Annotated in this window: 17 protein-coding genes, 4 tRNA genes and 1 other RNA gene; 7 read left to right on the plus strand and 15 right to left on the minus strand. The window is 73.6% G+C overall.

All coding sequences use genetic code 11. The features are described 5' to 3' along the window. Window positions 1-93 precede the first annotated feature (93 nt). Genes purL through purS form a run of 3 tightly spaced genes read right to left on the minus strand, consistent with a single transcriptional unit; the run spans window position 94 to window position 3289 of the window. Window positions 94-2352, minus strand: a complete 2259-nt coding sequence (gene purL / locus ACIPRD_RS28455; RefSeq protein WP_356402336.1) for a phosphoribosylformylglycinamidine synthase subunit PurL — start codon at window positions 2350-2352, stop codon at window positions 94-96. Continuing rightward, a complete protein-coding gene (purQ, locus tag ACIPRD_RS28460) occupies window positions 2349-3029 on the minus strand; it encodes a phosphoribosylformylglycinamidine synthase subunit PurQ (RefSeq protein ID WP_356402333.1) in 681 nt (226 codons plus the stop codon). Before purQ ends, purL begins: the two co-directional genes overlap by 4 nt. Beyond that, entirely contained in the window at window positions 3026-3289 is a 264-nt protein-coding gene (purS, locus tag ACIPRD_RS28465; RefSeq protein ID WP_015659417.1) for a phosphoribosylformylglycinamidine synthase subunit PurS, read from the minus strand. The genes purQ and purS overlap by 4 nt, the downstream gene beginning before the upstream one ends. 310 nt (window positions 3290-3599) lie before the next feature. Between purS and ACIPRD_RS28470 the strand changes: the two genes are divergently transcribed. The 4 genes from ACIPRD_RS28470 (at window position 3600) to ACIPRD_RS28485 (ending at window position 4939) form a co-directional block, all read left to right on the plus strand. Then, on the plus strand, window positions 3600-3917 hold the full coding sequence (locus ACIPRD_RS28470; RefSeq protein ID WP_356402331.1) for an Lsr2 family protein: 318 nt from the start codon (window positions 3600-3602) through the stop codon (window positions 3915-3917). A gap of 191 nt (window positions 3918-4108) precedes the next feature. Next, window positions 4109-4180, plus strand: a tRNA-Gly gene (locus tag ACIPRD_RS28475). Window positions 4181-4259: 79 nt separating this feature from the next. After that, window positions 4260-4332: transfer RNA gene (locus tag ACIPRD_RS28480), tRNA-Gly, on the plus strand. A gap of 531 nt (window positions 4333-4863) precedes the next feature. Next, a tRNA-Gly gene (locus ACIPRD_RS28485) sits at window positions 4864-4939 on the plus strand. A gap of 104 nt (window positions 4940-5043) precedes the next feature. Here ACIPRD_RS28485 and ACIPRD_RS28490 read toward each other — a convergent pair. The 6 genes from ACIPRD_RS28490 to ffs all read right to left on the minus strand — a co-directional run bounded on the left by ACIPRD_RS28490 (window position 5044) and on the right by ffs (window position 15052). After that, a complete protein-coding gene (locus ACIPRD_RS28490; RefSeq protein WP_356402329.1) occupies window positions 5044-5943 on the minus strand; it encodes a phosphoribosylaminoimidazolesuccinocarboxamide synthase in 900 nt (299 codons plus the stop codon). 92 nt (window positions 5944-6035) lie between these two features. After that, window positions 6036-7526 carry a N,N-dimethylformamidase beta subunit family domain-containing protein gene (locus tag ACIPRD_RS28495; protein WP_401567151.1) on the minus strand — a complete coding sequence of 497 codons (1491 nt, stop codon included), beginning with the start codon at window positions 7524-7526 and terminating at the stop codon, window positions 6036-6038. Window positions 7527-7847: 321 nt separating this feature from the next. Then, window positions 7848-9860 carry a hypothetical protein gene (locus ACIPRD_RS28500; protein WP_401567153.1) on the minus strand — a complete coding sequence of 671 codons (2013 nt, stop codon included), beginning with the start codon at window positions 9858-9860 and terminating at the stop codon, window positions 7848-7850. 350 nt (window positions 9861-10210) lie between these two features. Further along, window positions 10211-11470, minus strand: a complete 1260-nt coding sequence (purD, locus tag ACIPRD_RS28505; protein ID WP_401567156.1) for a phosphoribosylamine--glycine ligase — start codon at window positions 11468-11470, stop codon at window positions 10211-10213. 959 nt (window positions 11471-12429) lie between these two features. Further along, window positions 12430-14772, minus strand: a complete 2343-nt coding sequence (locus tag ACIPRD_RS28510) for a DNA polymerase III subunit gamma and tau (protein WP_401567160.1) — start codon at window positions 14770-14772, stop codon at window positions 12430-12432. Between the two features lie 181 nt (window positions 14773-14953). Then, window positions 14954-15052: signal recognition particle sRNA small type (gene ffs, locus ACIPRD_RS28515), an RNA gene on the minus strand. Between the two features lie 119 nt (window positions 15053-15171). Here ffs and ACIPRD_RS28520 point away from each other — a divergent pair. Then, window positions 15172-15259 (plus strand) — tRNA-Ser (locus ACIPRD_RS28520). Window positions 15260-15360: 101 nt separating this feature from the next. Here the strand turns inward: ACIPRD_RS28520 and ACIPRD_RS28525 are convergent. Continuing rightward, entirely contained in the window at window positions 15361-17019 is a 1659-nt protein-coding gene (locus ACIPRD_RS28525) for a ricin-type beta-trefoil lectin domain protein (protein WP_401567162.1), read from the minus strand. 548 nt (window positions 17020-17567) lie between these two features. On the opposite strand from ACIPRD_RS28525, the gene ACIPRD_RS28530 reads away from it, so the two are divergent. Both ACIPRD_RS28530 and ACIPRD_RS28535 read left to right on the plus strand, forming a co-directional pair. After that, window positions 17568-17921: a VOC family protein gene (locus ACIPRD_RS28530; protein ID WP_356402317.1), complete on the plus strand. Its 354-nt coding sequence runs from the start codon at window positions 17568-17570 to the stop codon at window positions 17919-17921. Window positions 17922-18296: 375 nt separating this feature from the next. After that, window positions 18297-18821, plus strand: coding sequence for a hypothetical protein (locus tag ACIPRD_RS28535; RefSeq protein ID WP_356402315.1), 525 nt, complete (start codon window positions 18297-18299; stop codon window positions 18819-18821). Window positions 18822-18998: 177 nt separating this feature from the next. Here ACIPRD_RS28535 and ACIPRD_RS28540 read toward each other — a convergent pair whose 3' ends face one another. The 5 genes from ACIPRD_RS28540 to ACIPRD_RS28560 form a co-directional block, all read right to left on the minus strand. Further along, a complete protein-coding gene (locus ACIPRD_RS28540; RefSeq protein ID WP_401567166.1) occupies window positions 18999-19958 on the minus strand; it encodes a DUF4331 family protein in 960 nt (319 codons plus the stop codon). 106 nt (window positions 19959-20064) lie between these two features. Next, window positions 20065-20895 (minus strand): poly-gamma-glutamate hydrolase family protein, encoded by an 831-nt coding sequence (locus ACIPRD_RS28545; RefSeq protein WP_401567169.1) that lies wholly within the window; start codon window positions 20893-20895, stop codon window positions 20065-20067. A gap of 37 nt (window positions 20896-20932) precedes the next feature. Continuing rightward, a complete protein-coding gene (locus ACIPRD_RS28550; RefSeq protein WP_401567171.1) occupies window positions 20933-23029 on the minus strand; it encodes a copper resistance CopC/CopD family protein in 2097 nt (698 codons plus the stop codon). Between the two features lie 66 nt (window positions 23030-23095). Further along, window positions 23096-23722 carry a GNAT family N-acetyltransferase gene (locus ACIPRD_RS28555; protein ID WP_356402308.1) on the minus strand — a complete coding sequence of 209 codons (627 nt, stop codon included), beginning with the start codon at window positions 23720-23722 and terminating at the stop codon, window positions 23096-23098. After that, window positions 23715-25985 (minus strand): penicillin acylase family protein, encoded by a 2271-nt coding sequence (locus tag ACIPRD_RS28560; RefSeq protein ID WP_401567503.1) that lies wholly within the window; start codon window positions 25983-25985, stop codon window positions 23715-23717. The genes ACIPRD_RS28555 and ACIPRD_RS28560 overlap by 8 nt, the downstream gene beginning before the upstream one ends. Between the last annotated feature and the right edge of the window lie 58 nt (window positions 25986-26043).

Here is a 26043-nt window from a genome sequence, read left to right on the forward strand (position 1 = left end):
GGCGCACGGGAAAGGCCCCGGGCCGGGTCACCGGCGCACGGGGAAGGCCCCGGCCGGGGGTCCGGGCGGGGCCTTCGCGATCCGGTGCGCCGCTTACGCGAGCAGCGCCGGGATCGTCGCCTCGTGGGCCTCGCGCAGCTCGGCGAGGGGCAGGCTGAACTCGCCCTGGACCTCGACCGCGTCACCGTCGACGACACCGATGCGGGTGGCCGGCAGACCCCGCGCACCGCACATGTCGGTGAAGCGCAGCTCCTCCGAACGCGGCACGGCGACGACGGCACGGCCGGCCGACTCGGAGAGCAGGAAGGTGAAGGCGTCCAGACCGTCCGGGACGATCAGACGGGCGCCCTTGCCGCCCAGCAGCGCGGACTCGACCACGGCCTGGATCAGACCGCCGTCGGACAGGTCGTGCGCGGAGTCGACCATGCCGTCGCGGGAGGCCGAGATCAGGATCTCGCCCAGCAGCCGCTCGCGCTCCAGGTCCACCTTCGGGGGCAGACCGCCGAGGTGGTCGTGGACGACCTGCGACCAGGCCGAGCCGCCGAACTCCTCGCCGGTGTCGCCGAGGAGGTAGAGCAGCTGGCCCTCCTCCTGGAAGGCGACCGGCGTACGGCGGGCCACGTCGTCGATGACGCCGAGGACGGCGACCACCGGCGTCGGGTGGATGGCCGCCTCGCCCGTCTGGTTGTACAGCGAGACGTTGCCGCCGGTCACCGGGGTGCCGAGCTGGAGGCAGCCGTCCGCCAGACCGCGCACGGCCTCCGCGAACTGCCACATCACGGCCGGGTCCTCGGGCGAACCGAAGTTCAGGCAGTCGGAGACGGCGAGCGGCTTGGCGCCGGTCGTCGCCACGTTCCGGTAGGCCTCGGCGAGGGCCAGCTGCGCGCCCGTGTAGGGGTCCAGCTTGGCGTAACGGCCGTTGCCGTCCGTCGCGATGGCGACGCCCAGCCCGGTCTCCTCGTCCACGCGGATCATGCCGGAGTCCTCCGGCTGCGCGAGGACGGTGTTGCCCTGCACGAAGTGGTCGTACTGCGAGGTGATCCACTTCTTCGACGCCTGGTTGGGCGACGCGACCAGCTTCAGGACCTGCTCGCGCAGCTCCTGCGACGTGGCCGGGCGGGGCAGCTTGTTCGCGTCGTCGGCCTGCAGGGCGTCCTGCCACTCGGGGCGCGCGTAGGGGCGCTCGTAGACCGGGCCCTCGTGCGCGACCGTGCGCGGGTCGACGTCGACGATCTTGCCGCCGTGCCAGAAGATCTCCAGGCGGTCGCCGTCGGTCACCTCACCGATGACGGTGGCGATGACGTCCCACTTCTCGCAGATCTCCAGGAAGCGGTCGACCTTCTCCGGCTCGACCACCGCGCACATGCGCTCCTGCGACTCGCTCATGAGGATCTCCTCGGGCGAGAGCGTGGAGTCGCGCAGCGGCACGTCGTCCAGGGTGACGCGCATGCCGCCGGAGCCGTTGGAGGCGAGCTCGGAGGTGGCGCAGGACAGCCCGGCCGCGCCGAGGTCCTGGATGCCGACGACGAGCTTCTCCTTGAACGCCTCCAGGGTGCACTCGATGAGGAGCTTCTCCTGGAAGGGGTCGCCGACCTGGACGGCGGGGCGCTTGCTCGGCTTGGCGTCGTCGAAGGTCTCGGAGGCGAGGATCGACGCGCCGCCGATGCCGTCGCCGCCGGTCCGGGCGCCGTAGAGGACGACCTTGTTGCCGGTGCCGGAGGCCTTGGCGAGGTGGATGTCCTCGTGCCGCATGACGCCGATGGCACCGGCGTTGACCAGCGGGTTGCCCTGGTAGCAGGCGTCGAAGACGACCTCGCCGCCGATGTTGGGCAGGCCCAGGCAGTTGCCGTAGCCGCCGATGCCGGCGACGACGCCGGGCAGCACGCGCTTGGTGTCGGGGTGGTCGGCCGCGCCGAAGCGCAGCGGGTCCACCACGGCGACCGGGCGGGCGCCCATCGCGATGATGTCGCGGACGATGCCGCCGACGCCCGTGGCCGCGCCCTGGTAGGGCTCGACGTAGGAGGGGTGGTTGTGCGACTCGACCTTGAAGGTGACCGCGTAGCCCTGGCCGACGTCCACCACACCGGCGTTCTCGCCGATGCCGACGAGCATGGCGTCCGACTGCGGCGCCTTCTCGCCGAACTGGCGCAGGTGGACCTTGGAGGACTTGTACGAGCAGTGCTCGGACCACATGACCGAGTACATGGCGAGCTCGGCGCCGGTCGGGCGGCGGCCGAGGATCTCCACGACCCGCTCGTACTCGTCCTTCTTCAGACCGAGTTCGGCCCAGGGCAGCTCGACGTCGGGGGTCGCGGCCGCGTGCTCGACCGTGTCCAGAGGCGTCCGGCTCATGCGTTGACCAGCTTCTTGAGGATCGAGGTGAAGAAGGGGAGACCGTCGGTGCGGCCCGTGCCGATCAGCGGCTCGACGGCGTGCTCGGGGTGCGGCATGAGGCCCACGACGTTGCCGGCCTCGTTGGTGATGCCGGCGATGTCGTTGAGCGAGCCGTTGGGGTTCATGTCCAGGTAGCGGAAGACCACCCGGCCCTCCGCCTCCAGCTGGTCGAGCGTGTAGGCGTCGGCGACGTACCGGCCGTCCATGTTCTTCAGCGGGATGTGGATCTCCTGGCCCTCGCGGTAGTCGCCGGTCCAGGCCGTCCCCGCGTTCTCCACCCGCAGCTTCTGGTCGCGGCAGATGAAGTGGAGGTGGTCGTTGCCGAGCATTCCGCCGGGCAGCAGGTGCGCCTCGGTGAGGACCTGGAAGCCGTTGCAGATACCGAGGACCGGAAGGCCGGCCTTCGCCTGCTCGATGACGGTCTCCATCACGGGCGAGAAGCGGGAGATGGCTCCGGCCCGCAGATAGTCGCCGTAGGAGAAACCGCCGGGCAGCACCACGGCGTCGACCTGCTTCAGGTCCTTGTCCTTGTGCCACAGGGCGACCGGTTCGGCGCCCGCGAGGCGGATGGCGCGCCGGGTGTCACGGTCGTCGAGACTCCCCGGGAAAGTGACGACGCCAATACGAGCGGTCACTTGGCCGCCTCCGCGACTTCTTCCACCTTGACGGTGAAGTCCTCGATCACCGTGTTGGCGAGGAAGGATTCCGCGAGATCGTGGATGCGGGCGAGGGCGGCCTCGTCGACCGGCCCGTCAACTTCCAGTTCGAAACGCTTTCCCTGGCGGACGTCCGAGATCCCTTCGAAACCCAGACGTGGCAGCGCACGCTGGACCGCCTGGCCCTGGGGGTCGAGGATCTCCGGCTTGAGCATGACGTCGACTACGACGCGTGCCACTGGCACTCCCGGTGTGTGGTGCTGAGCAGGTTCCTTCAGACTACCCGTACAAAATTTCTACGCGGGTAGAGTTGGAGGAATCTACGTGACCCGCATCACGATCGAGTGTCGAACGCCGACCTCCGCCAAAAATTCTGGGAAAGTTCTACGGTCCACCCGCGGCACGTATTGCACCCGGACACGCGGAAGGATTTAGTCGGGCTTCACATTTGATTGCCGGGCACTGTACAAATGAATTGGCAATAGCCGATACTCGGCACGTCATCGCTGGTGAGCTGTATCGACGTGCCGCACGAAGGGACCGATATTCGTGGCGCAAAAAGTCGTGGTCACTCTCTTTGACGACATCGACGGCTCGGAAGCGGCGGAAACGATCGCCTTCGGACTCGACGGCAAGTCGTACGAGATCGACCTGAACGAAACCAACGCCAAGAAACTGCGCAAGGCGCTCGCGCCGTACGTGGAGGCCGGCCGCAAGCGCGCACGGTCCGGCAAGGCGTTCAAGCAGACGGAGGTCGCCCCCGACCCCGCGGCCGTCCGCGCCTGGGCCCAGGCCAACAAGATGGACGTCCCCGCCCGCGGCCGGATCCCCAAGAAGGTCTACGAGGCGTTCAGCTCCGCCCAGTGAGCCCGCGAAGGGGCAGCTCCCCAGGGTCCGTCAGCGGGCCCTGGGAGCCGTTCACTTGACCGGGTGAGGTGGCGCGCGGCGCCCGCGGAGGAACCCGCGGCGGGAACCGACTTGCGCAACCCCCCTGCTGATCAGCTAATGTCTGGAACACGCCGAGGGGCGAGGCCGGAAGGCCGGATCCCGAGGACCGTGCGGGTGTAGTTCAGTAGTAGAACATCCCCCTTCCAGGGGGAAGGCGCAGTGTGCGATTCCTGTCACCCGCTCTGGCACCGGTCAGAACCACTCTTGTGGATCAGGTAGGCTGGTGCTCGCACCGATCGGTGGGAGCCGGTCGGGAGCAGTGCGGACGTAGCTCAGTTGGTAGAGCGCAACCTTGCCAAGGTTGAGGTCGCGAGTTCGAGCCTCGTCGTCCGCTCGGGAAAAAGACCCCGGTCCTCTGGACCGGGGTCTTTTCGTTGCCCTGACGCCCGCCATCGGCACCCGTCGCGTGACGGTCGCCACACCCCCGGCACCCGGGCCACCCGTCCGCCGGGCGTCGGCCGCCACCGGCCACGGGCCGCCCACACTCCCCGCACCCCTGAACCGGACCCTCGCCGCCGGACCGCACAGGCCCGCCCCGAAGGCGGCCGGCGCCGGACGGCCCGCCGGGACCGCTCGGACCGCGCACGCCGGAAACCACTGCGCGGAAACGGAGTTGGCCTCCTTCACGGCCGCCCCGGGAGCCTTCCCGCCGACCGCCCGGAAGGCCGGAGCGCCGGGACAGGCGGCCGACGGGGCACCGCTCGCGGAGATCGCCGAGATCGCCGAGCGGTCCGGCCCGTCGCCGGCGACCCGCGGAACCACCCCTCCCGGAGCCCCGCCGGACCCGGCACCGGGAACCGTCGCGCGGAGGTGTGTCCCGCGCACCCCCGAGAGTAGGTATAGTTATGCCTGCGCACAGCGCGTTGCGGACGTAGCTCAGTTGGTAGAGCGCAACCTTGCCAAGGTTGAGGTCGCGAGTTCGAGCCTCGTCGTCCGCTCCATTCAGAAGGCCCCCGGTTCACACCGGGGGCCTTCTGCGTTGTCCGGACCTGCCCGGGGCGCCGGTGTTCCCCCGGCGCGCTGCCGGGGGTGCACCGGAGTCGGATCACGACCAGTTCGCGCCCGTCAGCCGCTCGTACGCCTCCACGTACTTCGCCCGCGTGGCCTCGACGACCTCGTCCGGCAGCGGCGGCGGGGGCTGCTCGCCGCGGCGGTCCCAGCCCGAGGCCGGCGAGGTCAGCCAGTCCCGGACGAACTGCTTGTCGTACGAGGCCTGCGCGCGGCCCGGCTCCCACTCGGCGGCCGGCCAGAAGCGGGAGGAGTCCGGGGTGAGGACCTCGTCGGCGAGGACGAGGGTGTCACCGTCGAAGCCGAACTCGAACTTGGTGTCGGCCAGGATGATCCCCCGCTCGCGGGCGATGTCCCGGGCGCGGGCGTACACGGCGAGGGTGGCCTGGCGCAGCTGCGCGGCCGTCTCGGCGCCCACCTGGCGGGCGACCTCCTCGTAGGAGACGTTCTCGTCGTGCTCACCCACCTCGGCCTTGGTGGCCGGGGTGAAGATCGGGCCGGGGAGCTCGGAGCCGTCCACCAGGCCTTCGGGGAGGGCGAGGCCGCAGACGGTGCGGGACTCCTCGTACTCGGCGAGGCCGGAGCCGGTGAGATAGCCGCGGGCCACGCACTCGACCGGGACCATGCGCAGCGACTTGCAGACCAGCGTGCGGCCCGCCCAGTCGGCGGGGGCGTGCTCGGGGAGTTCGGTGCTGATCACATGGTTGGGGGCCAGATCGCGCAGCTGGTCGAACCACCACAGGGAAAGCCGGGTGAGGACGCGGCCCTTGTCGGGGATCTCGGTGGGCAGCACCCAGTCGAAAGCGGAGATGCGGTCACTGGCGACCATCACGAGATCGCCCGCCTCGTTCCGGTACAGCTCGCGCACCTTTCCGGTGTGCAGGTGGACCAGGCCCGGAACCTGGACCGGCTCGGGCTTTTCTACGAATCCGGACACGGTGCCTCCCCGTGGTTCTGTCCAAGTGCCTCGATTCTCCCGTATCCGGAAGATCGGCTGTGACCAGGGGTGTCCGTGACGGCCGGACGCCCTCAGTCCCGCTTGCAGATACGGTCCAGCAGGTTCGCCGTGGCCCGCTGGACGCGAGGGTCCACATGGCCGGGACGGTCCAGCGCCGGCGACCAGGCGAAGGTGCCGGAGGCGAACACCCAGGCGCCGGACGGGGCCCGGTAGAGGGAGGTCTCCTGATGGCGCAGGACGCCCTCGCTGTCGCTGTACGGGGAGTGCGCGAGCAGGATGCGCTCCTCGTGCTCGGGCAGGGCGGTGCGCGGGAAGTAGCGGTCGGCCTCGCCGGCGACCAGGCCTTCGATCTCGTCGCCCTCGTGCGCGCCGGTCGCGTCCCACAGCCAGTGGCCGGCGTTGCGGACGATCAGCGGATGCGGCTCGGGCACCCGGCCCGCGTACTGGATGCCGACCACCTGCTGCTCGGGCCGGTCGATCTCCCGCCAGAGCAGCGACCGGCCGGGGCCCTTGCGCTTCCGGCAGGTCAGCAGCCGGTCCGGGACGCCCGACGGGGACGGCCCCAACTCCACCTGCCAGTACATAGTGTTGGCGGAGAGGAAGACCAGCGAGGTGCCGCGGTCGCGGGCCTGCTCGACGGCCCGGCGCATCGGCACCGACCAGTACTCGTCGTGCCCGGGGAAGACCAGGCCGCGGTAACGGGCGGGGTCGACGCGTCCGGCGTGCAGATCGCGGGCGTCGGCGTACGCGAGGTCGTAGCCGTAGCGCTCGGCCCAGCGGATGAAGTCGTAGGCGTGGCCCACGTGCAGGGGCAGGCCGGCGCCCGCGTACGGGCGGTCGAAGGAGACGGTGGTGGCCGCGTCGGCCTCGCCGAGGAGCCGGCCCTTCTCGTCCCACGCGTGGTAGAGGCTGGCGCCGGTGCGGCCGTCCTCCGGGTAGAGGTTGTACGCCTGCCAGGTGATGTCGGGCAGCAGCAGGAGCAGGTCGGCGGGGTGGTCGTCGCGGATGGTGAACGGCACGTGGGAGCGGTAGCCGTCGGCGGTGGTCAGGACGGCGACATAGGCGCCGATCCGCCACTGCGCGGGCACCTGGAGACGCCAGGACAGCCACCAGTGGTGGCAGGAGACCGTGCGGTCGGCGGCCAGCGGCGAGGGCTGGACGATGCCGGACAGCCGGGGGCTGGTGGTGATCTTCGCGGCGCCGTGGCCGCTGTAGTGGCCGATCCGGTAGATGTCCACGCTGAACTGCTGGGGCGGGTCGACCGTGATGTGGAAGTCGATCGCCTCGCCGGGCGAGACCGCTCCGGTGGAGGTGAAGCCCTTGATCTGGCGGCGCACGTCGTCGGCGGAGCGGGGGCCGGGGCCGGCCGAGCGGGGGGCCGGGACGTGCGTGGCCGTGGAGTGCGGCTGGGGCGGGTCGATGTACCAGGGCACGACCTGGCCGGTGTCGTCGAAGTAGGTCTCGCTGCCGCGCAGCCAGGGAACCGGGCCCTGTCCGAAAGGGTCGGTGACGGCGTGCGCGAGTGCACCGGACTCCCAGCGGCGAATGTGGTCCGAGGCCATGGAACGCTCCCCTCCCTCAGCCCCCGTCGTCTGCGTCGGTGGTGCTCGGCCGTGCTGTCGTATGTCGCACGCCTTTGCCATGGGCGTTGTCGGTCCCAGCACATCACATAACGCACGGGTTCGGTCACGGTTCGTTGCGAATTGGCCTGAAGTGGAAGAGGCTGCTCCGTTACGTCCTTCCGATCGCCGGGAGCCGGGGTGCCGGCGATCGCGGGACCCCGGGCCGGTACGGCACCGGAGGCGCGGCGCGCGGGGTACAGGGTGCGGGCTGCGGGGTGCGTGGCCGGCGGTGGCGGGGGCCGGGATCCGGTCCCGGCGGGGTCAGATCAGCCGGACCGGCTTCTCCGGGCGTATCCCGGACGCGGCCAGCCAGTTGCGCAGCGGGCCCGGATCCCCCTCCTCGATCAGGCTCAGCACCTTCGGTCCGAGGTCCGCCGCCCGCTCCCCGCCCAGCAGCAGGGACGGCCCGTCGAGCCAGTCGAGCGCGGGCTGCGCCCCGGCCGTGTCCACCGCGGCGCAGCACACCATCGCCGTGACGTGCTCGGCGAGCAGGTCGCGTCCGGTGCGCGGCGGCTGGAGGGGGAACAGCGGCAGGGAGCCGTCCTCCCACAGCGCGCTGTCGTGACCCTGCCCGGCCGCCGTCGCGCCCTTCGGCGTGGAGACCTCCTCCCGGGCCAGCTCGGCGCTGAGCCCGGCGGCGAGGGCGGAGCTGCGCTCGGTGGCGGGGTCGGCGTCGTCCTCCTCGTCGGAGAAGGGGAGAGGGGCGGACTCGTCGGGGTCGGGCCCGTCGGGGGCAGATCCGTCGGGGGCAGATCCGTCGGGGGCAGGTCCGTCGGAGGGTCCGTCAGGAAGGAGCGGCGCGGGCCCGTCGGGGAGGAGCGGCGCGGGTTCGTCGGGGACGGGGAGGGATGCGGGTTCGTCGGGGACGGGGAGGGATGCGGGTTCGTCGGGGACGGGGAGGGATGCGGGTTCGTCGGAGACGGGGAGGCGGGCGGGGCGCTCCCGGTCCGCGGGGCCCTCGACGCGGTGCGCGGGTTCGGTGAGGTGGTCCAGGACCCGGGCCAGAGTGGGACCGCCCGGGTCGGGGGCGGACGGGTCGGCGGCGGGGCGGACCCCGAGGGTGTCGAGGACGCGGTGCAGACGGGCCGCGCCCGCGCGCCAGGTGCGGTCGACGACCTCCTCCGGGTACGACTGCCAGTCCACCGGCGCCCACTCCGGGCCGGGCTCGGCGGGGCCGCCGTGAAAGAGGCGGGCGGCGAGCAGGGAGGCGGCCTCGTCCACCGCGCCGGGCTCCTCCAGCAGGTCACAGGCGGGGCGCTCGCCGAGGCGCGAGGCGAATCCCTCGGCCAGGCGGTCGCGCCGGGAGAGCTCGGTGAGCGCGGCCACGACGCCCGCGTCCAGCCGGGAGGGCCAGCGGCCCATGCGCCAGGCGGGCAGTGCCACCTTGGTCAGCAGCCGGTCCCAGCCCGCGTAGGCGAGGCCGACCTGTTCCTGGGCGACGATCCGCAGGCCGTAGTCCACCGACTGGGCGCGCTCGGCGGCCGCCGCCGCGACCCCGCGCTCCATGAGCACGGCGTGCTCCCGGACGCCGCGCAGCAGCAGCCGGGCCACCCAGCCGAGCGCCGCGCACACACCACGGGTCAGCGGACAGCGGCCGGGAGTGGCGGCGACGGCCACCGCGGCGTCGAGTCCGCGCACGAAGCGCCGGGCGGCGGCTATGTCGGGGTGCGCGGAGGGTCCCGTACCGGCGACGACCGGGGCGAGGACCGCGCGCAGTTCGCCGACGCGCATCCACCACAGGAAAGGGGAGCCGATGACGAGGACGGGTGCGGTGTCGGTGCGCCGCCGGGTGTCCCCGCGGGACCCGCGGTCCCCTGACCGGCCGCCCGGACCGTCCTGCGCCTGGGCCGGCGGCGGGCCGTGGGCCCGGTGGGTGCGGTCCTCCAGCCAGCTGTCGCAGTCCGGAGTGACGGCTATCGCCGAGGGCGCGGGGACGTCGAGCCGGTCGGCGAGGTCGCGCACCAGCCGGTAGAGGTCCGGGGCGGACCGCTCCGGGACGGTGACGGTCGGGGTCACGGCGGGACGGGCCCGTGCCACGACCAGGGCGATACCCGTCGTGACCAGCAGGACGAGCAGCGCGGACACGCCAACGACCCAGCGGGCCGTGTCCCAGCCCGGGCCGGTGAAGTGCCCGGTGGCACCTCCGGCCAGCAGGATCACCTCGGCGGCCGCGGGCAGCACCGCGACGCCGAGCGCTCGGCCCCTGACCCGCAGCACGGCCAGGGCATGGGAACGCGCTGCCCGCGCGCCCGCTTCCCCACCGATTCCGGTCATGAGCGGTCCTCACCCCCTCCCTGCCGATGCCGAGCCGTCCTGGCGTTGCCCACTCCCCCACTGTGACATCCACCACTGACATCGCAATGCCGGTGGGCCAAGTGCCGGAATGCTTGCGCCGCACCCTAGTTGGGGCCTCGGCCCCCGTCAGCCGGATAGCCGATTGCTCACTCGATGGAATGGCTCTGGTCAGAGGTGAGTGACAGAAAGCAATGATCAGGCCGAGGATCGGGGTCCGGGGACCGGCCGCCGCGGGGCGGCCGGGGGACGTCGGATCAGCAGCCGGGGGACGCCGGAGCAGGGGCGGGGCCGGGGGTACGCGTAAGCCCCCGTACCCCCGTCCCGATGCGCTACGCGCCTGCCGCGCCCGCGGCCTTCGCCGCGATGTCCGTGCGGTGCTGGGAGCCGTCGAGACCGATGCGGGTCACCGCGCGGTAGGCCCGCTCTCGGGCCTTCGCCAGGTCCTCGCCGGTGGCCGTCACGGACAGCACGCGGCCGCCCGCGCTGACGACCGCGTCGCCGTCCCGCCGGGTCCCGGCGTGCAGGACGTAGGCCTGCGGGGCATCCTGTGCGGCCACCTCGTCGAGGCCGGTGATCGGGTCACCGGTGCGCGGCGCGCCCGGGTAGTTGTGCGAGGCGACGACCACGGTGACGGCCGCGTCCTCGCTCCAGCGCAGCGGCTCCAGGTCGCCCAGGGTGCCGTTCGCGGCGGCGAGCAGGAGTCCGGCCAGCGGGGTCTTCAGACGGGCCAGGACCACCTGGGTCTCGGGGTCGCCGAAGCGGGCGTTGAACTCGATGACCCGCACACCGCGCGAGGTGATGGCCAGACCGGCGTACAGGAGCCCGGAGAAGGGGGTGCCGCGCCGGCGCATCTCGTCGACGGTCGGCTGCAGCACGGTGCGCAGGACCTCGCCGACCAGCTCCGGCTCGGCCCACGGCAGCGGCGAGTAGGCGCCCATGCCGCCCGTGTTGGGGCCCTCGTCCCCGTCCAGGGCCCGCTTGAAGTCCTGCGCGGGCTGGAGCGGTACGACGGTGTGCCCGTCGGTGACGGCGAAGAGCGACACCTCGGGCCCGTCGAGGAACTCCTCGATGACGACGCTGTCGCAGGCGGCCGCGTGTTCCTTGGCGGCCTCGATGTCGTGCGTGACGACGACACCCTTGCCGGCCGCCAGCCCGTCGTCCTTCACGACGTAGGGGGCACCGAAGGCGTCGAGCGCCTCGGCGACCTCCGCGGGGGTCGTGCAGACGTACGACCGTGCGGTCGGGACCGCCGCCGACGCCATGACGTCCTTGGCGAAGGCCTTGGAGCCCTCCAGCCGGGCCGCCTCGCGGGAGGGGCCGAAGACGGGGATGCCCGCCTCGCGCACCGCGTCGGCCACACCGGCGACCAGCGGGGCCTCCGGGCCGACGACGACGAGGTCGGCCTCCAGCTCACCGGCCAGCGCGGTCACGGCCTTGCCGTCGAGCGCGTCGACCTGATGCAGCTCGGCGACCTCGGCGATGCCGGCGTTGCCTGGGGCGCAGTACAGCGCGGTGACGTCGGGATCGAGGGACAGGGAGCGGCACAGGGCGTGTTCGCGGGCGCCGTTGCCGATGACAAGGACCTTCACGGGGGTCAGCCTAATGGAGAGGTGCCCGAAGACCGGGGGGCGGGGAAGCTGTGGGATCGCACAAGGGAGGCGGGGGGCCGCCTCTTCGTGGATCCGCCGGGTTGCCGGTCGCCGGGTTGCCGGTCGCCGGGCTGGCGGCCGCCGGGCTGGCGGGCTGGCGGGCTGGCGGGGCGAGGTCGCCGGGCTGACGGTCGCGGACTGAGCGCAGGTCCGGCGCGGGAGCCGTCGGCGGAGCGGGCCTGCGGACCCGGCTGCGGGGGGGGTGCCGGGTTCGGGGTGCCGGGTGCGGCCCAGAGCGCAGGTCCGGCGCGGGAGCCGTCGGCGGAGCGGGCCTGCGGACCCGGCTGCCGGGGGGGCGGGGTGCCGGGTTCGGGGTGCCGGGTGCGGCCCAGAGCGCAGCGCTCGGGGCGAAGGCGATCCCGGGGGCGGGCAGCGGGCCGGAGGGATGCCGGATCGGGGCCCGTCGCGGCTCGTCGGGGCCCGACGCCGACCGTCCACCGGTGGGTCCACGGCCCGGAAAGCCCGCAGCTCCCGGCCTCCGGCCCACGGCCCCGGATTCGCATACGCATGCCGCGCGGGAGCGGAAGGGGGCCGGTGCCGGGGCCACCGCCGACAGGCAGGCCTCGGCCGGGGACGCTCCAGCGTGCGGGACCGCGTACCGCGCCAGGGTGCGGCGGGAGGCTCCGGAGCGCGCTCAGGCACGGAGTGCTGGAGTCCACGAGGACCGGACCCACAGGCTGCCAGGTCCGGCCGGACACGCGTCAGCGTGCGGGACGGCGCATCGCGCCGGAATGGCGGGCGGCACGTCGGGGCGGCAGGTGGCTCGGGGTTGCTCGGGCATCCCGTGACCCCTGGGCCGAAGAGGACCAGGGCCACGGGCGGCAGGCACCCGGCCGGACACGCGTCAGCGTGCGGGACCGCCGATCGCGCCGGAGTCGCGAGGCGGCTCCCGGCGTCGGCTACTCGTTGGAGAACTCTTCGACGACCGTCGCGCCCAGTTCCCGCACGATGAGGTCGTGGCCCGAGAGGGCCGACTCGTCGAGGTCGGGGTCGTCGTCCTCCGGGGTGTCGTCCTCCGGAGCGACGGGAACCGGCTCGGGCGCTCTGGCGGGCTGCGGGCCGGGAGCGGAAGGGGCCGGCGCGGACGGGGCGCCGCCCCGGGATGCCGCGGGGGCGGGGGCGGCCGGCTGGGTGGCGGCGGGGGCCGCGGGGGCGCCGTAGCCACCGGTGGGCGCGCCGCCGTAGGCAGCGCCGCCGCCCGCGCCGAAGCCGGACGCGCCACCGGGCGGCGGGGGCGCGGAGCCGCCCGACGGGTCGATGATCGACTCGATCTTCCACTGCACGTTGAACTGCTCGGCCAGCGCCTGGCGCAGCACGTCCTCGCTGCCGCTGCTCGCGAAGTTGTCGCGGGCGCCGGAGTTCACGAAGCCGATCTGGAGCGTGGTGCCGTCGAACCCGGCCACCTGGGCGTTCTGGCTGAGCAGGATCCAGGTGAACCGGCGGCGGTTCTTGACCGCCTCCAGGATGTTCGGCCACAGCATGCGGGGGTCGATCCCGCCGACGGGAGCGGCCGGAGCCGGGGCCTGGGGCGCGGCCGGGGCGCTCGGTGCCGGAGCGGAGACGGCCTGGGGCTGCGCCGGGGCCTCCTGCGGAGCGGCGGGCGCGGGCGAGGCCGCCGGGGCCGCCGTACCTCCCGAACCCGCCGCGGCGGCCGTGGGCCAGCCACCGGGACGACGGCCGCCGCCGGCCGGGGCCGCGGTGGGCCAGGCGCCCGGGGCCGCGGCGGCCGGAGCGGGAGCGGACGTGGGAGCGGCGGCCGGGGCGGGAGCCGGAGGCTGGGCGGCGGGGGCCACCGGCGCCGGGGCGGGAGCGGGCGTAGGCGCGGGCGTGGGCATCGGCGTGGCGGCAGGTGCGGGAGCGGGAGCGGGCGCCGGGGGGACTCCGCCACCGCTGCCGGGGCCGCCGGGCGCGCCCGGACCCCGTACGGCCGCCCGGGCCGCGGCGAGGCCACCGCCGGACGGCACGGGTGCGCCGCCCCCGGCGAAGTCACCGCCGCCGGCGCCCATGCCCGCGGGCATCGGGGCGTGGGCCTCGGGCCCGGGGACGTATCCCATGGCGGGAGCGGCGGGGGCGCCGGAGAGGTTCACGCCGCGTTCGAGACGGTCGAGGCGGGCCATGAGGGACCGCTCGTCGCCGTAGGCGGCGGGGAGCAGCACGCGGGCGCAGATGAGTTCCAGCTGGAGGCGCGGCGAGGTGGCGCCGCGCATCTCGGTGAGGCCCTCGTTGACGAGGTCGGCGGCGCGGCTCAGCTCGGCGGCGCCGAAGGTCTCCGCCTGGGCCTGCATGCGCTCCAGGACGTCGGCGGGGGCGTCGATGAGCCCCTTCTCCACGGCGTCCGGGACGGCGGCGAGGATCACCAGGTCCCGGAGCCGCTCCAGGACGTCGGTGACGAAGCGGCGGGGGTCGTTGCCGCCCTCGATGACACGGTCGACGACCTCGAAGGCCGCCGCGCCGTCGCCGGTGGCGAAGGCCTCGACGACGGAGTCGAGCAGGGAGCTGTCGGTGTAGCCGAGCAGGGAGGTGGCCATGGTGTAGGTCACACCCTCCTCCCGGGCGCCGGCGAGCAGCTGGTCCATGACGGACATGGAGTCACGCACGGAACCGGCGCCGGCGCGCACCACCAGCGGCAGCACGCCGTCCTCGACCGGGATGTCCTCCTTCTGGCACACCTCGCCGAGGTAGTCGCGCAGGGTGCCGGGCGGGACCAGCCGGAACGGGTAGTGGTGCGTGCGCGACCGGATCGTCCCGATGACCTTCTCGGGCTCGGTCGTCGCGAAGATGAACTTGAGGTGCTCCGGCGGCTCCTCGACGACCTTCAGCAGGGCGTTGAAGCCGGCCGACGTGACCATGTGGGCCTCGTCGATGATGTAGATCTTGTAGCGGCTGCTCGCGGGGCCGAAGAAGGCCTTTTCGCGCAGCTCACGGGCATCGTCCACACCACCGTGGGAGGCGGCGTCGATCTCGATGACGTCGATGGAGCCCGGCCCGTTGCGCGCGAGGTCGCGGCAGGACTGGCACTCGCCGCAGGGGGTGGGAGTGGGACCCTGCTCACAGTTCAGGCAGCGGGCCAGGATGCGCGCGCTGGTCGTCTTGCCGCATCCGCGCGGACCGCTGAACAGGTACGCGTGATTGACCCGGTTGTTCCGCAGCGCCTGCTGCAGCGGGTCGGTGACATGCTCCTGGCCGATGACCTCGGCGAAGGACTCCGGGCGATAGCGGCGGTAGAGCGCGAGAGACGACACGCATACGAGGTTATAGGCGCCCACCGACAACCGGCTCCGCCGAAAGCTCCGACCTCGGCATGCGCCCGGTTCCGGCCGGGATTCCGCCCCAGCCGTCGGCCCGGGCCTCGGCCTCCGCCCCGCCCGGGATCCCGGCCCCACCGTGGGCCCGGCCCAGCCGTACCGGCCTGGCCCGCCCCGGAACGCAAGCGCCCCCCACGCACCCGCCAGAGCCGACCTACCCTTGCTGCCTTCCGGCCCTGGGGGAGTTCAGTCAGATAGCGCCGCGTGAGGGGCTGCGCAAAGAGTACCCGATCCGAGCCCCTGGGGCGTAACCCGTCCTCGCCTCGCGGAGGCACCCGTCCGGGTCAGCGGGAAGAGGTTCGTGAGCACCCCCTCGGGTCATGTAATGTTTGCCCCGGAGGATTCGCCTAGTGGCCTAGGGCGCACGCTTGGAAAGCGTGTTGGGGGCAACCCCTCACGAGTTCGAATCTCGTATCCTCCGCCAAGTGCCTCACCGGGCACTAAGTCGAAGGGCCCCACCGCTTGCGGTGGGGCCCTTCGGCGTATGTGGCTGCGGTACGCAGGCGGTGATATCCGGAGGGTGGGTCAGGCCAGGGAGAATTTCTGGGCTGCGGAGTTGTTGCAGTCCCAGATCTGGAGGCGGGTGCCGTTGGCGGTGGCGCCGGAGGGGGAGTCGACGCAGCGGCCCGTGGTGGGGTTGGAGAGGGAGCCGTCGGCGCCCGCGACCCAGTTCTGGTAGCCGCCGCCGTTGCACGTGGCGAGCTGGAGCTTCGTGCCGGCCGCGTTCACGCCGCCGGCGATGTCCAGGCACTTGCCCAGCGTGCGCAAGGTCTGGCCGTTCCAGGTCCACTTCTGGTCGAGGGAGGTGGCCTGCTGGCAGTCCCACAGCTGGACCGCGGTGCCGTCGCCGCCGGTGTCGTCGCCCGCCACGTCCACGCACTTGCCGCCCGGACCGTAGATCGGCGTACCGATGGCGAACTGCTGGGCGCCGGAGGCGTTGCAGTCCCAGATCTGCAGGCGGGTGCCGTTCGCGGTGGCGCCCGAGGGGGAGTCGACGCACCGGCCCGACGTCGGGTTGCGCAGCGTGCCGTCGGGCTGGCGGACCCAGTTCTGGTAGCCGCCGCTGTTGCACGTGGCGAGCTGCAGCTTCGTGCCCGCGGCGCTGTTGCCGCCGGCGATGTCCAGGCACTTGCCGAGGGTCTGCAGGGTCTGGCCGCTCCAGGTCCAGTGCTGGTCCTTGGCGCCGGCCTGGCAGTCCCACAGCTGGACCGCGGTGCCGTCGCCGCCGGTGTCGTCACCCGCCACGTCCACGCACTTGCCGCCCGGACCGCTGATGGTCTGGCCGCTCACCGAGCCGCCGCCACCGCCGCCCCCGGAGCCGGGTCCCTTGTTGTAGACGGCCACCGAGTCGATCACCAGCCTGCCGCCGGAGACCGTGGCCGCGTTGGGGCCGCCGCCGAAGGCGTCAGGGAAGCCGCCGCCCATCGCCAGGTCGTAGATGATGAAGAACGGGTGGTCGACCGCGTCCGCCCAGGTCGTCGCGTCGACCTGGCCCGCGTTGACGGTGAAGAAGTTGTTCCCGTCGAGGTAGAAGCGGATCTGCTCCGGCGACACCGAGCGGTCGATCTCCGCCGCGTAGTCGTGGAAGCCGGTCTGGCAGCCGGAACAGGCGCGTTCACCCGAACCGATGCCCGTCGACTCGTTGCACGGCCCGCCCGGGTTCACCCCGCAGTGCAGGGTGCTGAAGTCGGAGCTGCGGCCGTTGATGTCCTCCATGATGTCGATCTCGCCCGACTTGGGCCAGGTGACACCGGAGCGCAGCGGTGCGCCGAGCATCCAGAACGCCGGCCAGTAGCCCGCGCCGTTGGCGGTGGTGACGTTCGGCTGCTGGAGGACCGACTCGATGCGTACGACTCCGCCGGCCGCGGCGCCGAAGCCCGCCGACTGGGTCTCCACCCGCCCGGACGTCCACCCGGCCCGGGGGTCGGAACCGGAGTGCAGGGCCTGGAGCACCAGGTGGCCCTGGCCGTCGTAGAAGACGTTCGACGTGCTGTTGGTCATGGTCTCGATCTCACCGGTGCCGAAGCTGCTGCCCGGACCGGTGTCGTACTTCCACAGGCTCTGGTCGATGCCGGTGCCGGAGGCACCGTTGAAGTCGTCGCTCCAGGTGAGGGTGAAACCCGACGGCGTCGGAGGCACCGCCGCCTCGGCGTCCAGCGACGCGACCGCGGTGGTCGCCGTCATGACCGCGACGACGGAGACCAGGTTGAGTAATGTCCGCCATCTGCCGCGCCGCGGCTCCGCACTTCTCAGGCGCATCCGACCGACCTCCGGGGGAAAGGGCGTGCTCGTGTGGGGATGTGGGGGTTCGCTGCGACGTCTCCGGCGGGATGTCACCGGGTCCGTGACGCCGGGACACGCCGGCCTGACCCGCGGGACGGGCAGCCCGAGAGTGTCATGTACATAGCTTGTCCGTCGGTCCGTCGCCCGACAAGAGAACTCGCACGTTCTTCCCCTCGGAGCCCGTGCAGCCCCGCGAAGCACGGGAAGCACGGGAAGGCCGTGAAGCCCGTGGACCCCGTGAAGCCCTCGAAGGTCTCGAAGCACCTCCCGCCCCGTCGACGCATCCCGGCCCCCTCGATGCGCTCCGCCCCCTCGGCGCACCCCGGCACCCTCGATGGCACCCCGACCCCTCGGCGCACCCCCGCCCGGGGAGACACCCGCCCGGGGAGACGCCCGCGGCCCCCGTCCGAGGCCTGTTCCGGACGCCCCCGCGCCCCTAGGCTCGCGAAATGACCTTGGAATGGCGCAACGTGATCGTTCACTCGGCAGACCCGGCGGCCCTGGGGCAGTGGTGGGCCGACGCCCTCGGCTGGACCGTGACCCACACCTCCGACGTGGAGTTCGAGATCCGCCCGGAGCCGGGCCGTACGCCGGGCATCGAGTTCGTCCTCCTCGAGGAGGCCAAGAAGTCCAAGAGCCGGCTGCATCTCGACTTCGTGCCCGACGACCAGGACGCCGAGGTCGCCCGGCTGGAGGCACTCGGCGCACGGCGGGTCGACATCGGCCAGGGGGAGCGGTCCTGGGTGGTCATGGCCGACCCCGAGGACAACGAGTTCTGCATCCTCGGCCGGCGGACTCAGTAAGCCCCTGGCCCCCCTAGGTCCCGCCGAGGCCCCTGGACCCCGCAGACGCCTGGACCGCCGTAGGTCCCTCGCCGACGGCCGGGGCCGGTGGGAGTCGGTCGGAGCCAAGGGGAGCCGCCGTCCTGGAAGGGCAGCGGGACGGCGGTCCCGGGCGCGGTCCCGGCCCGGATGGACACACCTTGCGGGGCGGCGGAGCATGGGAGGCAGGGGCAGCACACCGGTCATCCACGACCGCGTGGACGCCATGCGGCCGTACGTCCGCGCCCCCGCGCCCGGACAGGGTCCTCGCGGGGTTTCCGTCGCGGTCCGGCATGCTCTCGTTCCCGCTGCGAGCCGCCGCGTCGGCATGCCCTTCCCGTCCCGGGAGGAAGAACGATGACCCGCACCCGACGTCTCGCGATGCTCACCCCGCTGTTCGTGTCGGCCCTGGCCCTCGGCCCGGTCGTCACCGCGCACGGGGCGGACCGGCAGGCCCCGGCCGCCCCCGCCAAACCCAGGTGTGTCCTCACCCAGGACACGGCCAACTCCAAGCCCGACGACCCGAAGTTCACCCTCTCCGCCTCCGGCTTCGAGTCGGGCTCCGTGTCCTTCTCCGGCGGCAACGGAGGCGGGGCGGCGAAGACCACGAACGGGTCCTTCTCCGTCAGCAACCTGGGACCCGGCCGCTACACCGCGACCAGTGACGAGGACGGCACCGTCAACTGCGGCCGCACTCCCGCCGACAAGAGCGAGCGCAAGGACGCCAGGGCCCAGTACCGAAAGGGCTTCGCGGACGGCTTCTCGGCGGTCAGGGAGCACTGCGGCGCGAAGCCCAAGCAGGGCGCCGCTAAGGGCGACAAGAACTACGAGCGCGGGTTCAGGGACGGCGCGGACCTCGCGGCCAAGCGGTTCTGCCACTGAGCGCATCCGCCACTGAGCGGCTCTCCCACCGAGCGGCTCTCCCACCGAGCGGTTCGCCACCAAGCGGCCGCCGGTGGGCGCTTCCGCCACTGAACTCCCCCGGGGCGAGCGGTCCGGCCGGGGACGGATCGCTCGCCCCCGGCCCCTGTTCACAACTCACGCCGGACGGCGTCGGGTTCAGGACGTCGGGTGCGGGTGACCCAGGTAGGGGAAGTCCGGGAGCAGGTCGGTGTGGGGTGCGATGTGGTCGTCCGTGATCTTTCCGCCCGAGACCATGGCGAGCCGGGCCGAGGTGACGTCGTCGGTGAGCGTACGGCCGTTGGGGTACGCCGCCGCCTCCGCGCGGTCGTACCGCAGCACGTCGGGCAGCACGGTGCGCAGCGCCCGCTCGGCGTCCTCGGCGCCGTAGCCGCCGGTGTGGGCGAGCACGGCGCTCCACGGTTCCCGGTAGGTGTCCCAGTCGTCGGCGGGTTCACCGGCGTTGTACCGGTCCTTGACCTCGTCGGCGTTGAAGTACGCGGTCAGGGAGGGGTGGGCGCCCCGGTCCACGGAGACGAGTTCGCCGTCCTGCCGCACGCTGACCCGCGCCCAGACGCCGATCGGGCCGTCGCCCAGTTCCTCGTCCGGGACCTCCAGGACGATGCCGAAGACGTTCTTGTCGATCCCGAAGTCCTTGCCGGTCCACCGGAATTCGTCGGTGATCCCCTCCAGGTCCGCGAAGAAGGGGTCGCTGCGCAGGCCCGCCGAGAAGCGGAGGCCGTCGGCGTCCACGATGTTCGGCTCCGGCCCGAAGGCGACCTCCGCCTCGGAGACGATCACCTCGCCGCCGGCCGCGTGGTCCCGCGCCCGCGCTCCGGTGGCCCGGTGGACGGTGACCGTCTGACGGCCGTCGGCGGGCTCGGAGAAGACGAAGCTGTAGGCCAGGTCGGCGACGGCGTCCCCGTCGGTGTCCACGTTGATCCGGTACACGGCGTCCGGGTGGAACGCCTCGCCCTGAGTGGGCGCGAACGGGTTCACGTTCATGATCAGGACGGTGCGTCCGGCCTCGGCGGCGGGGAAGGCGAAGACATCGGTGAGGTCGAGGCGGGCGTCGTCCTTGGGGGAACGCAGATGGGGACCGCTGAGGTGGTGGGACATGGTGACCTCTCGGTGAGTGGCTGCCCCCCTCGCACCGCACGCGTCGTTCCAGACAACCACAGCGCCCCGCCGCCTGCCCGGTGACGGCAGCGGCGTCCCGGGCGGGTCAGCGGGAGCGGCGCAGGACCCCCAGTCGCCGTACGCCGTCGGTCAGCGCGGCCGTCACCCGCGGCGGGGGCGACTCCGGGGCACCCCGCACCCGGTCGGGGCGGGCGGTCCGCGCGGCGAGGGGCAGCTCGACCTGCACCCCGCCCGCCCGGGTCAGGTTCACGGGGTTCCGCGGGTTCAGACCGCGCAGACCCGACGGGACGGCGTCCGGCTCGGCCACCGCCTCGAAGGACGGGGCGAGCTGGGCGAGGGCCCCGGCCATGGCGCGGGCGGCCGCGCGGTCGGTACCGCCCAGGAAGATCGACCGGGACGCGTCCGGTCTCAGGTGGCCGTGCAGGGACACCACCAGGGCCACCCGGGCGAGGAAGTCGCGCAGGGTCTCGCAGTGGGGGACGGACATCCGGTGCGAGGGGATGTGCACCGGGTCGCCCTCGGGCTGTGTGAAGACCAGGCACGTGGCGTCGGTACGGGCGGCCACCTCCCGGGCCAGTTCCGCCGTACCGCCCTCCCGGCCGCCGTGCAGCGCGAGCACGCCCACGTCCGAGCGGAGGGTGAGGGTGGCGAGGAACTCCACCCCCTCGATCACGACCCGCTCGACCCGCTCGACCCGCTCGCCTCGGTCCCCCCGCGGAGTCCGCACGGCCCGCACCGCCTCCTCGGCCCACCGGGCCCGAATCCCGGCCCGCTCACCGGCCCGCTCAGCCTCGTCATCGGCCCTGCCGTCGACCCGCCCGGCCCAGTCGTCGACCCGCCCGGCCCAGTCATCGGCCTGCACGGCCCGGTTGTCGGCCTGCCCGGCCCCATCGCCCGCTCGGTCGTCCGGGGTCACTCGCACCTCCCGCGCGTCTCACCCCCAGGAAACCCGCTCAGCCCGTCACCCGCACCGTCCTGGACACGGTCACCTGGTCCACCTCCGACACCCGTACCGTCGCCTTCATCGTCCAGTTCCCCGCCATCGGCAGCTGGAAGGAGTCGGCGGCCCAGTAGCCGCCCCGGTCGGTGACCTCGGTGTCCAGGGGGCCGATCCGCCGGGCCGGGAGCGTGAGGGTGATGCGGAGTTCGGGGACGGACGACAGGCCGCCGTCGGGGCCGTAGACGACGGCCTGGACGGAGTTCGTGCCGACCCGGCCCGCGTCCAGGGTGATCTGCACCTTGCCGTGGCCGCGGGGCGTGCCGACGTCGAAGGGGATGGTGGTGACGGAGGCGGTGGGGATGCCGGCCGCCGTCGCGGTCTGCGCCTCCGCCGCCGCGCGGCCCGGCAGGGTGCTGGTCAGCAGGGTCGTCAGGACGAGGACCACGACCCCCACGGCCACCTCCGCCAGCACCGAGCGGCCGAGGTGGCGGTAGAGGCGCGCGGGCGACGACGAGGACGGGTCCGGTGAGGCCGGTGAGGAGAGGGACAGGGGCACGGACCGCGACCGGACCGGTCCGTCGGCCCCCTCGGACCCGGCGCGCCCACCGGCCCCTGTGCCCCCACCCGACGAGCCGGACCCACCGGCCCCTGCGCCCCCACCGGACGAGCCGGACTCACCCGCCGCACCAGACTCACCGGACTCACCAGCCGCACCGGGCAGCGCCGGACCGCCGGCCGGCTGCAGAACGCGGCCGGGGGCCGGCGCGGCGGACGGCAGCGCGAGCCGCAGCGTCCAGTTGCGGGACCAGGACGCCGCCATCAGCAGCAGCGTCACGGCGGCCAGCTTGGCCAGCAGGGTGCGGCCGTAGGTGGTGCCGGTGAGCGCCTGCCAGGAGCCGAGGCCGCGCCAGGACTGGTAGACGCCGGTCACGACCAGGACGGTCACCGCGGAGAAGGCGAGGCGGGAGAAGCGGAGGACGACGCGCGGCGGCAGTGCGGCCGGGTCGGAGGAGGCACGGCGCAGCGTCGTCAGCAGCGCGGCCAGACCGCCCAGCCAGGCCGCCATGGCGAGCAGGTGGAGGCCGGCGGAGGTGATGGCCAGGGGCACCTGGACGCCGGCCGAGGCGTGTTCGGACGCCGCCCAGGTCAGGGAGAGGAGTACGGCGAACACCGTGCCGGCCGCGAGGGCGTCCCGGCGCGGGACCCTGCGCCGCCAGCGCCTCGGCAGCAGCCCGCGCGCGCGCTTCAGGACCAGGGCGAGGACGGCCGCGCCGAGCAGCAGGGCCAGGCGCAGGAGGAGGAGTTCGCCGGGGCGGCTCGTGACCGTACGGGCCAGGGAGGAGAGGCCGAAGGCCCGCAGCGGGGAGGTGCCCTCCTCGTAGGGGCCGCGCAGGAGGAACAGCAGGACCGTCGAGGCGCACAGGGTCCCGCCGCCGGTGAGCAGCAAGGGGCGCAGGTGGGAGCGGCTCGGCGGGCGGCAGTACGCCACGAAGGCGGCCGTGCCCAGGAGCAGGGCCACGGCCAGGTAGGCGAGATAGCGCGCGATGTCGTACAGGCGGGTGGTCGTGCCGTCCTCCGCCGGGGCGGCAGGTACGCCGGTGATGGCCGCCGAGCGATGGCCGACCGAGAAGGTGAGCGCGCCGGACACCGGGTGGCTGTCCGCCGACACCACGCGCCAGGCGACGGTGTAGGTGCCGTCGCGCAGGTCCGCGGGGAGGGTGACGCGGGCGGTGTCGGAGCGGCCGGGCGCGTGGTCCGCGGCGCCGGTGCGCAGGCGGTGGTTCCCGGGGTCGTAGACGCGGAAGGAGTCGGTGAGCAGGCCCACCGACTCGGTGAAGGTCAGTGTCACGTGCCGGGGGGCGTGCGCGATCACGGTGCCGTCCTCCGGATCCGTCCCGCGCAGCGCCGCGTGGGCGGAGGCGGGGACGGCGGTGCCGAGCACGCCCAGGACGCCGAGGAAGAGGGTGGTGCACAGCAGGAGCAGGCGGCGCGGGCCGCGCGGCCGGCGGGCGCTCCGCGGGCGCCCGGTCCCGACGCGGGGGCCCGCGGCACCGGCCGGGACGCCGGTGTCGTCGCGGCCGTTCGGTTCGTCGTACTCCTTGGTGCGCACGTCACCCGCCTTCCGTCCGTGGAGCCACCACTCCCCTGATACGTACGGACGGCCGCGCCCTCTCGCTCAAACCGTGGCCGTCTCCTCCGGGAAGACCGTCTCCCTGGTGAGGAAGGCCAGCCGGGCGCGCTTCTCCGGGAGGTACACGTCCGGCAGGTCGATCTCGGGCAGGACGACCTCGGGGCCGGTGACGAAGCCCTGGCGCGCGAAGCGGGTGATCGCCTTGGTGTTGCGCGCGTCCGGGTCGACCACGATCCGGCCGCGGTCCAGGACCAGCAGGACGTACGACGTCATCGCGGACAGCAGCGCGGCGGTCCAGCCGGGGCGCCGGCCGTCCGGTCCGGCGGGGGCGAGCAGGAGGTGGACGCCGATGTCGCCGGGGCGGACGTCGTAGCACTCGCCGACCCGGTCGGCGCCGGGCTCGTAGGTCTGGAGCAGGGCGGCCGGCACGCCGTCCTTGAGGACCAGATGGGCGTGGTGGGTGTCGAGGGTGGCCATGTGGGCGTAGATCTCGGCCACTTGGGCGCGGCTGAGGCCGTTCATGCCCCAGAACACGGCGCGTTCCTCGCTCGCCCAGGCGTGGACCGTCTCCGCGTCGGCCTGCGGGTCGAGGGGGCGGATGCGGACGGTGCCGTATCCGTCGACGTGCCGTTCGTGGACGGGGGTCGGGGTGCCGTACCGGTCGTCAGACATCGCTCTTCTCGGTCCTCTCTGCCTTCACTGTCACGTCTGCCGTGTCGTCTGCCATGTCGTCTGCCATGCCGTCCGCCGTCCTGTCCGGCGTCTCGTCCGGCGTCCTGTCCAGCACCCCGTCCGGCGTCTCGTCCGGCACCCCGTCCAGCACCCCGCCAGGCGTCGCGTCCGGCGGCTCGACGTCCTCACGCGTGAGGACGGTCCAGTCGGTGACCACGGGTGCCAGGTCCCCGGCGAGCCACAGGGGGAGCTGGTCGTGGTGGTGGGGTCCGCCGGGGACGCCGTCCGCGCCGAACGGGACCACCCACCGGCTGTCCTCGCGGCGGGCCAGGTCCCACACGTAACGGGCGGCCGGGCCGCGGGCCGCGCGGTCGGTGAGACCGGGGACGGCGGAGGTGCACAGCACGCAGTCGTGGTCGCCGGCCAGGCCGGGTTCGTCGTGCCCCTCCTTCGGCAGCGCACGCCAGGGGGCGAGGCGGTGGGTGTCGGACCAGGTGCCGGCCGGGGGTGCGGCGGCCACCTCCTCCAGGGCCGCGCGGACCGCCGCGTCCCGGTCGACGCCGTACAACTCCTCGGCGGACAGCAGGTGTTCCAGGGCGAATCCGATGCGCGGGGTGAGGGCGAGCCAGGGGAGCAGGACCTCGGGGTAGGCGGGGCTCTCGGTGAGGGGCGCGAACACCGGGTGCGCGGCCAGCCGTCGTACGACCGCGGTGCGCACCGCCGCGTAGACGGCCGCGTCGGTGCTGCCGGCGTCCATGTGGCGGTCCCAGGACAGGAGCCGGCCGCGGAGGCGGGCCGCGCCCGGGGTGAGGCCGTCGAGGGCGGCCAGCCGGTCCAGCAGGGGCGCGGCGGAGCCGAGGTGGGTGTCGGTGTGGATCGCGGGCATGCCGGCGGCCGACCAGGTGCGGCGCCCGGCGAGGAGGGCGCGGATGCGGTCGGCGCGGTGGGACGGGGCGAACTCCACGCCGAGGGGGCCGGCGAGGCCGCGCTGGTTGGCCATCACCGCGATGCCGTCCTCGGGCAGGCCGCGGGCGGTTTCGTGCCAGCCCTCCCACGCGTGGCCGGGCTCCCAGGCGGGCACCGGGCGGACCCGGTTGGCCCACGCGCGGACGGGGACGCGGCCCGCGACGCGGTGCAGCACCCCGCCTCCGGTGTCGGCGGCCTGGACGACGTTGACCGGCTCGGCCCAGGCGTCGAAGGCCCGGTCGACGTCCGCGACCGTGCGGGAGCGCAGCAGCGGCAGGAGGGCGCCGAAGCCCAGGTCGTCCGTCACCCGGGGCGGGTGGCGCAGGGCGAGGGCGACGGGGGGCCCGGCGTGGGTGTCCGGCACCGCGTCCAGGCCCTCGGGCCCGCCGGCGACGACGGGTCCCCGCTCGGTCTCGATCACCTCGATCTTGGCGGGCGCCTCCCCCGCCACCCCGACGGTCTCGGTGTGCCGGTGGGCCGCGTGCCACTGTCCGTCGGGTCCGAGGGCCTCGACGCCCGCGCCGGTGCGCCGCAGGCGTTCGCGGTAGAGGTCCTGGTAGTCGGCCATGGCGTTGGTGATGGACCAGGCGGCGGTGCCGGTGTGGCCGAAGTGGGGGATGCCGGGGACGCCGGGGACGGCGAGGCCGACGACGTCGAACTCGGGGCAGGACAGCCGGATCTGCTGGTAGACGCCGGGGTCCTCGATGAAGCGGTGCGGGTCGCCGGCGAGCAGCGGCAGCCCGGAGTCGGTGCGGGTGCCGTCGAGGAGCCAGCCGTTGCTGCCGGCGGTGCCGGGGCCGTCGGTGGCGAAGAGACCGGCCGCCCCGGGGCCGAGGTGCCGTACCGCCTCCTCGCGCCACAGTTTGGCGGGGAAGCCGGCGAAGAGGATGTGGGTGGTGAGCCAGACGCCGAGCGGGGTCCAGGGCCGCCAGGTGCCGGGGGCGAGGGAGACGCGGGCGAACTCCGGTGCGCGGGCGGCCCCTTCGGCCAGTCCGGCGTTGACGCCCTCGGTGTACGCCCGCACCCAGTCGGCGGTCTCGGGGTCGTCCCTCTCCAGTGCGGCGAAGCAGCGCCTGGCGGTGTCGTCGAGGCGGGCGCGGCGGGCGAAGACGTCCCAGGGGAGCGCCTCCGCGCCCAGGAAGGCCGCGGTGGTGCCCTGCGAGCGGTGCCGCTCGACCTCGATCTGCCAGGCCCGGTCGCGCGCGGTCACGCGGCCCTGGGCCCAGGCGAGTTCGCGCGCGCCCGAGGCACGCAGATGGGGAATGCCCCAGGCATCCCGGTAGGTCTCGGTGGTCACCCCGGACACCCCTTCACTTTAGGTTAGCCTTGCCTAAGTTAGCAGTCGGGGAATCGTA

The organism is Streptomyces sp. NPDC090108 (genome assembly GCF_044747185.1).
Taxonomy (GTDB): Bacteria; Actinomycetota; Actinomycetes; order Streptomycetales; family Streptomycetaceae; genus Streptomyces.

Excerpts from the sequence above, each read along its gene's own strand:
- ACIPRD_RS28540 (WP_401567166.1), bottom strand. The coding sequence starts at position 19,958 with ATGTCCCACCACCTCAGCGGTCCCCATCTGCGTTCCCCCAAGGACGAC.
- ACIPRD_RS28530 (WP_356402317.1), top strand. The coding sequence starts at position 17,568 with ATGACCTTGGAATGGCGCAACGTGATCGTTCACTCGGCAGACCCGGCG.
- ACIPRD_RS28495 (WP_401567151.1), bottom strand. The coding sequence starts at position 7,526 with ATGGCCTCGGACCACATTCGCCGCTGGGAGTCCGGTGCACTCGCGCAC.
- ACIPRD_RS28500 (WP_401567153.1), bottom strand. The coding sequence starts at position 9,860 with ATGACCGGAATCGGTGGGGAAGCGGGCGCGCGGGCAGCGCGTTCCCAT.
- ACIPRD_RS28555 (WP_356402308.1), bottom strand. The coding sequence starts at position 23,722 with ATGTCTGACGACCGGTACGGCACCCCGACCCCCGTCCACGAACGGCAC.
- purL (WP_356402336.1), bottom strand. The coding sequence starts at position 2,352 with ATGAGCCGGACGCCTCTGGACACGGTCGAGCACGCGGCCGCGACCCCC.
- ACIPRD_RS28535 (WP_356402315.1), top strand. The coding sequence starts at position 18,297 with ATGACCCGCACCCGACGTCTCGCGATGCTCACCCCGCTGTTCGTGTCG.
- ACIPRD_RS28525 (WP_401567162.1), bottom strand. The coding sequence starts at position 17,019 with ATGACGGCGACCACCGCGGTCGCGTCGCTGGACGCCGAGGCGGCGGTG.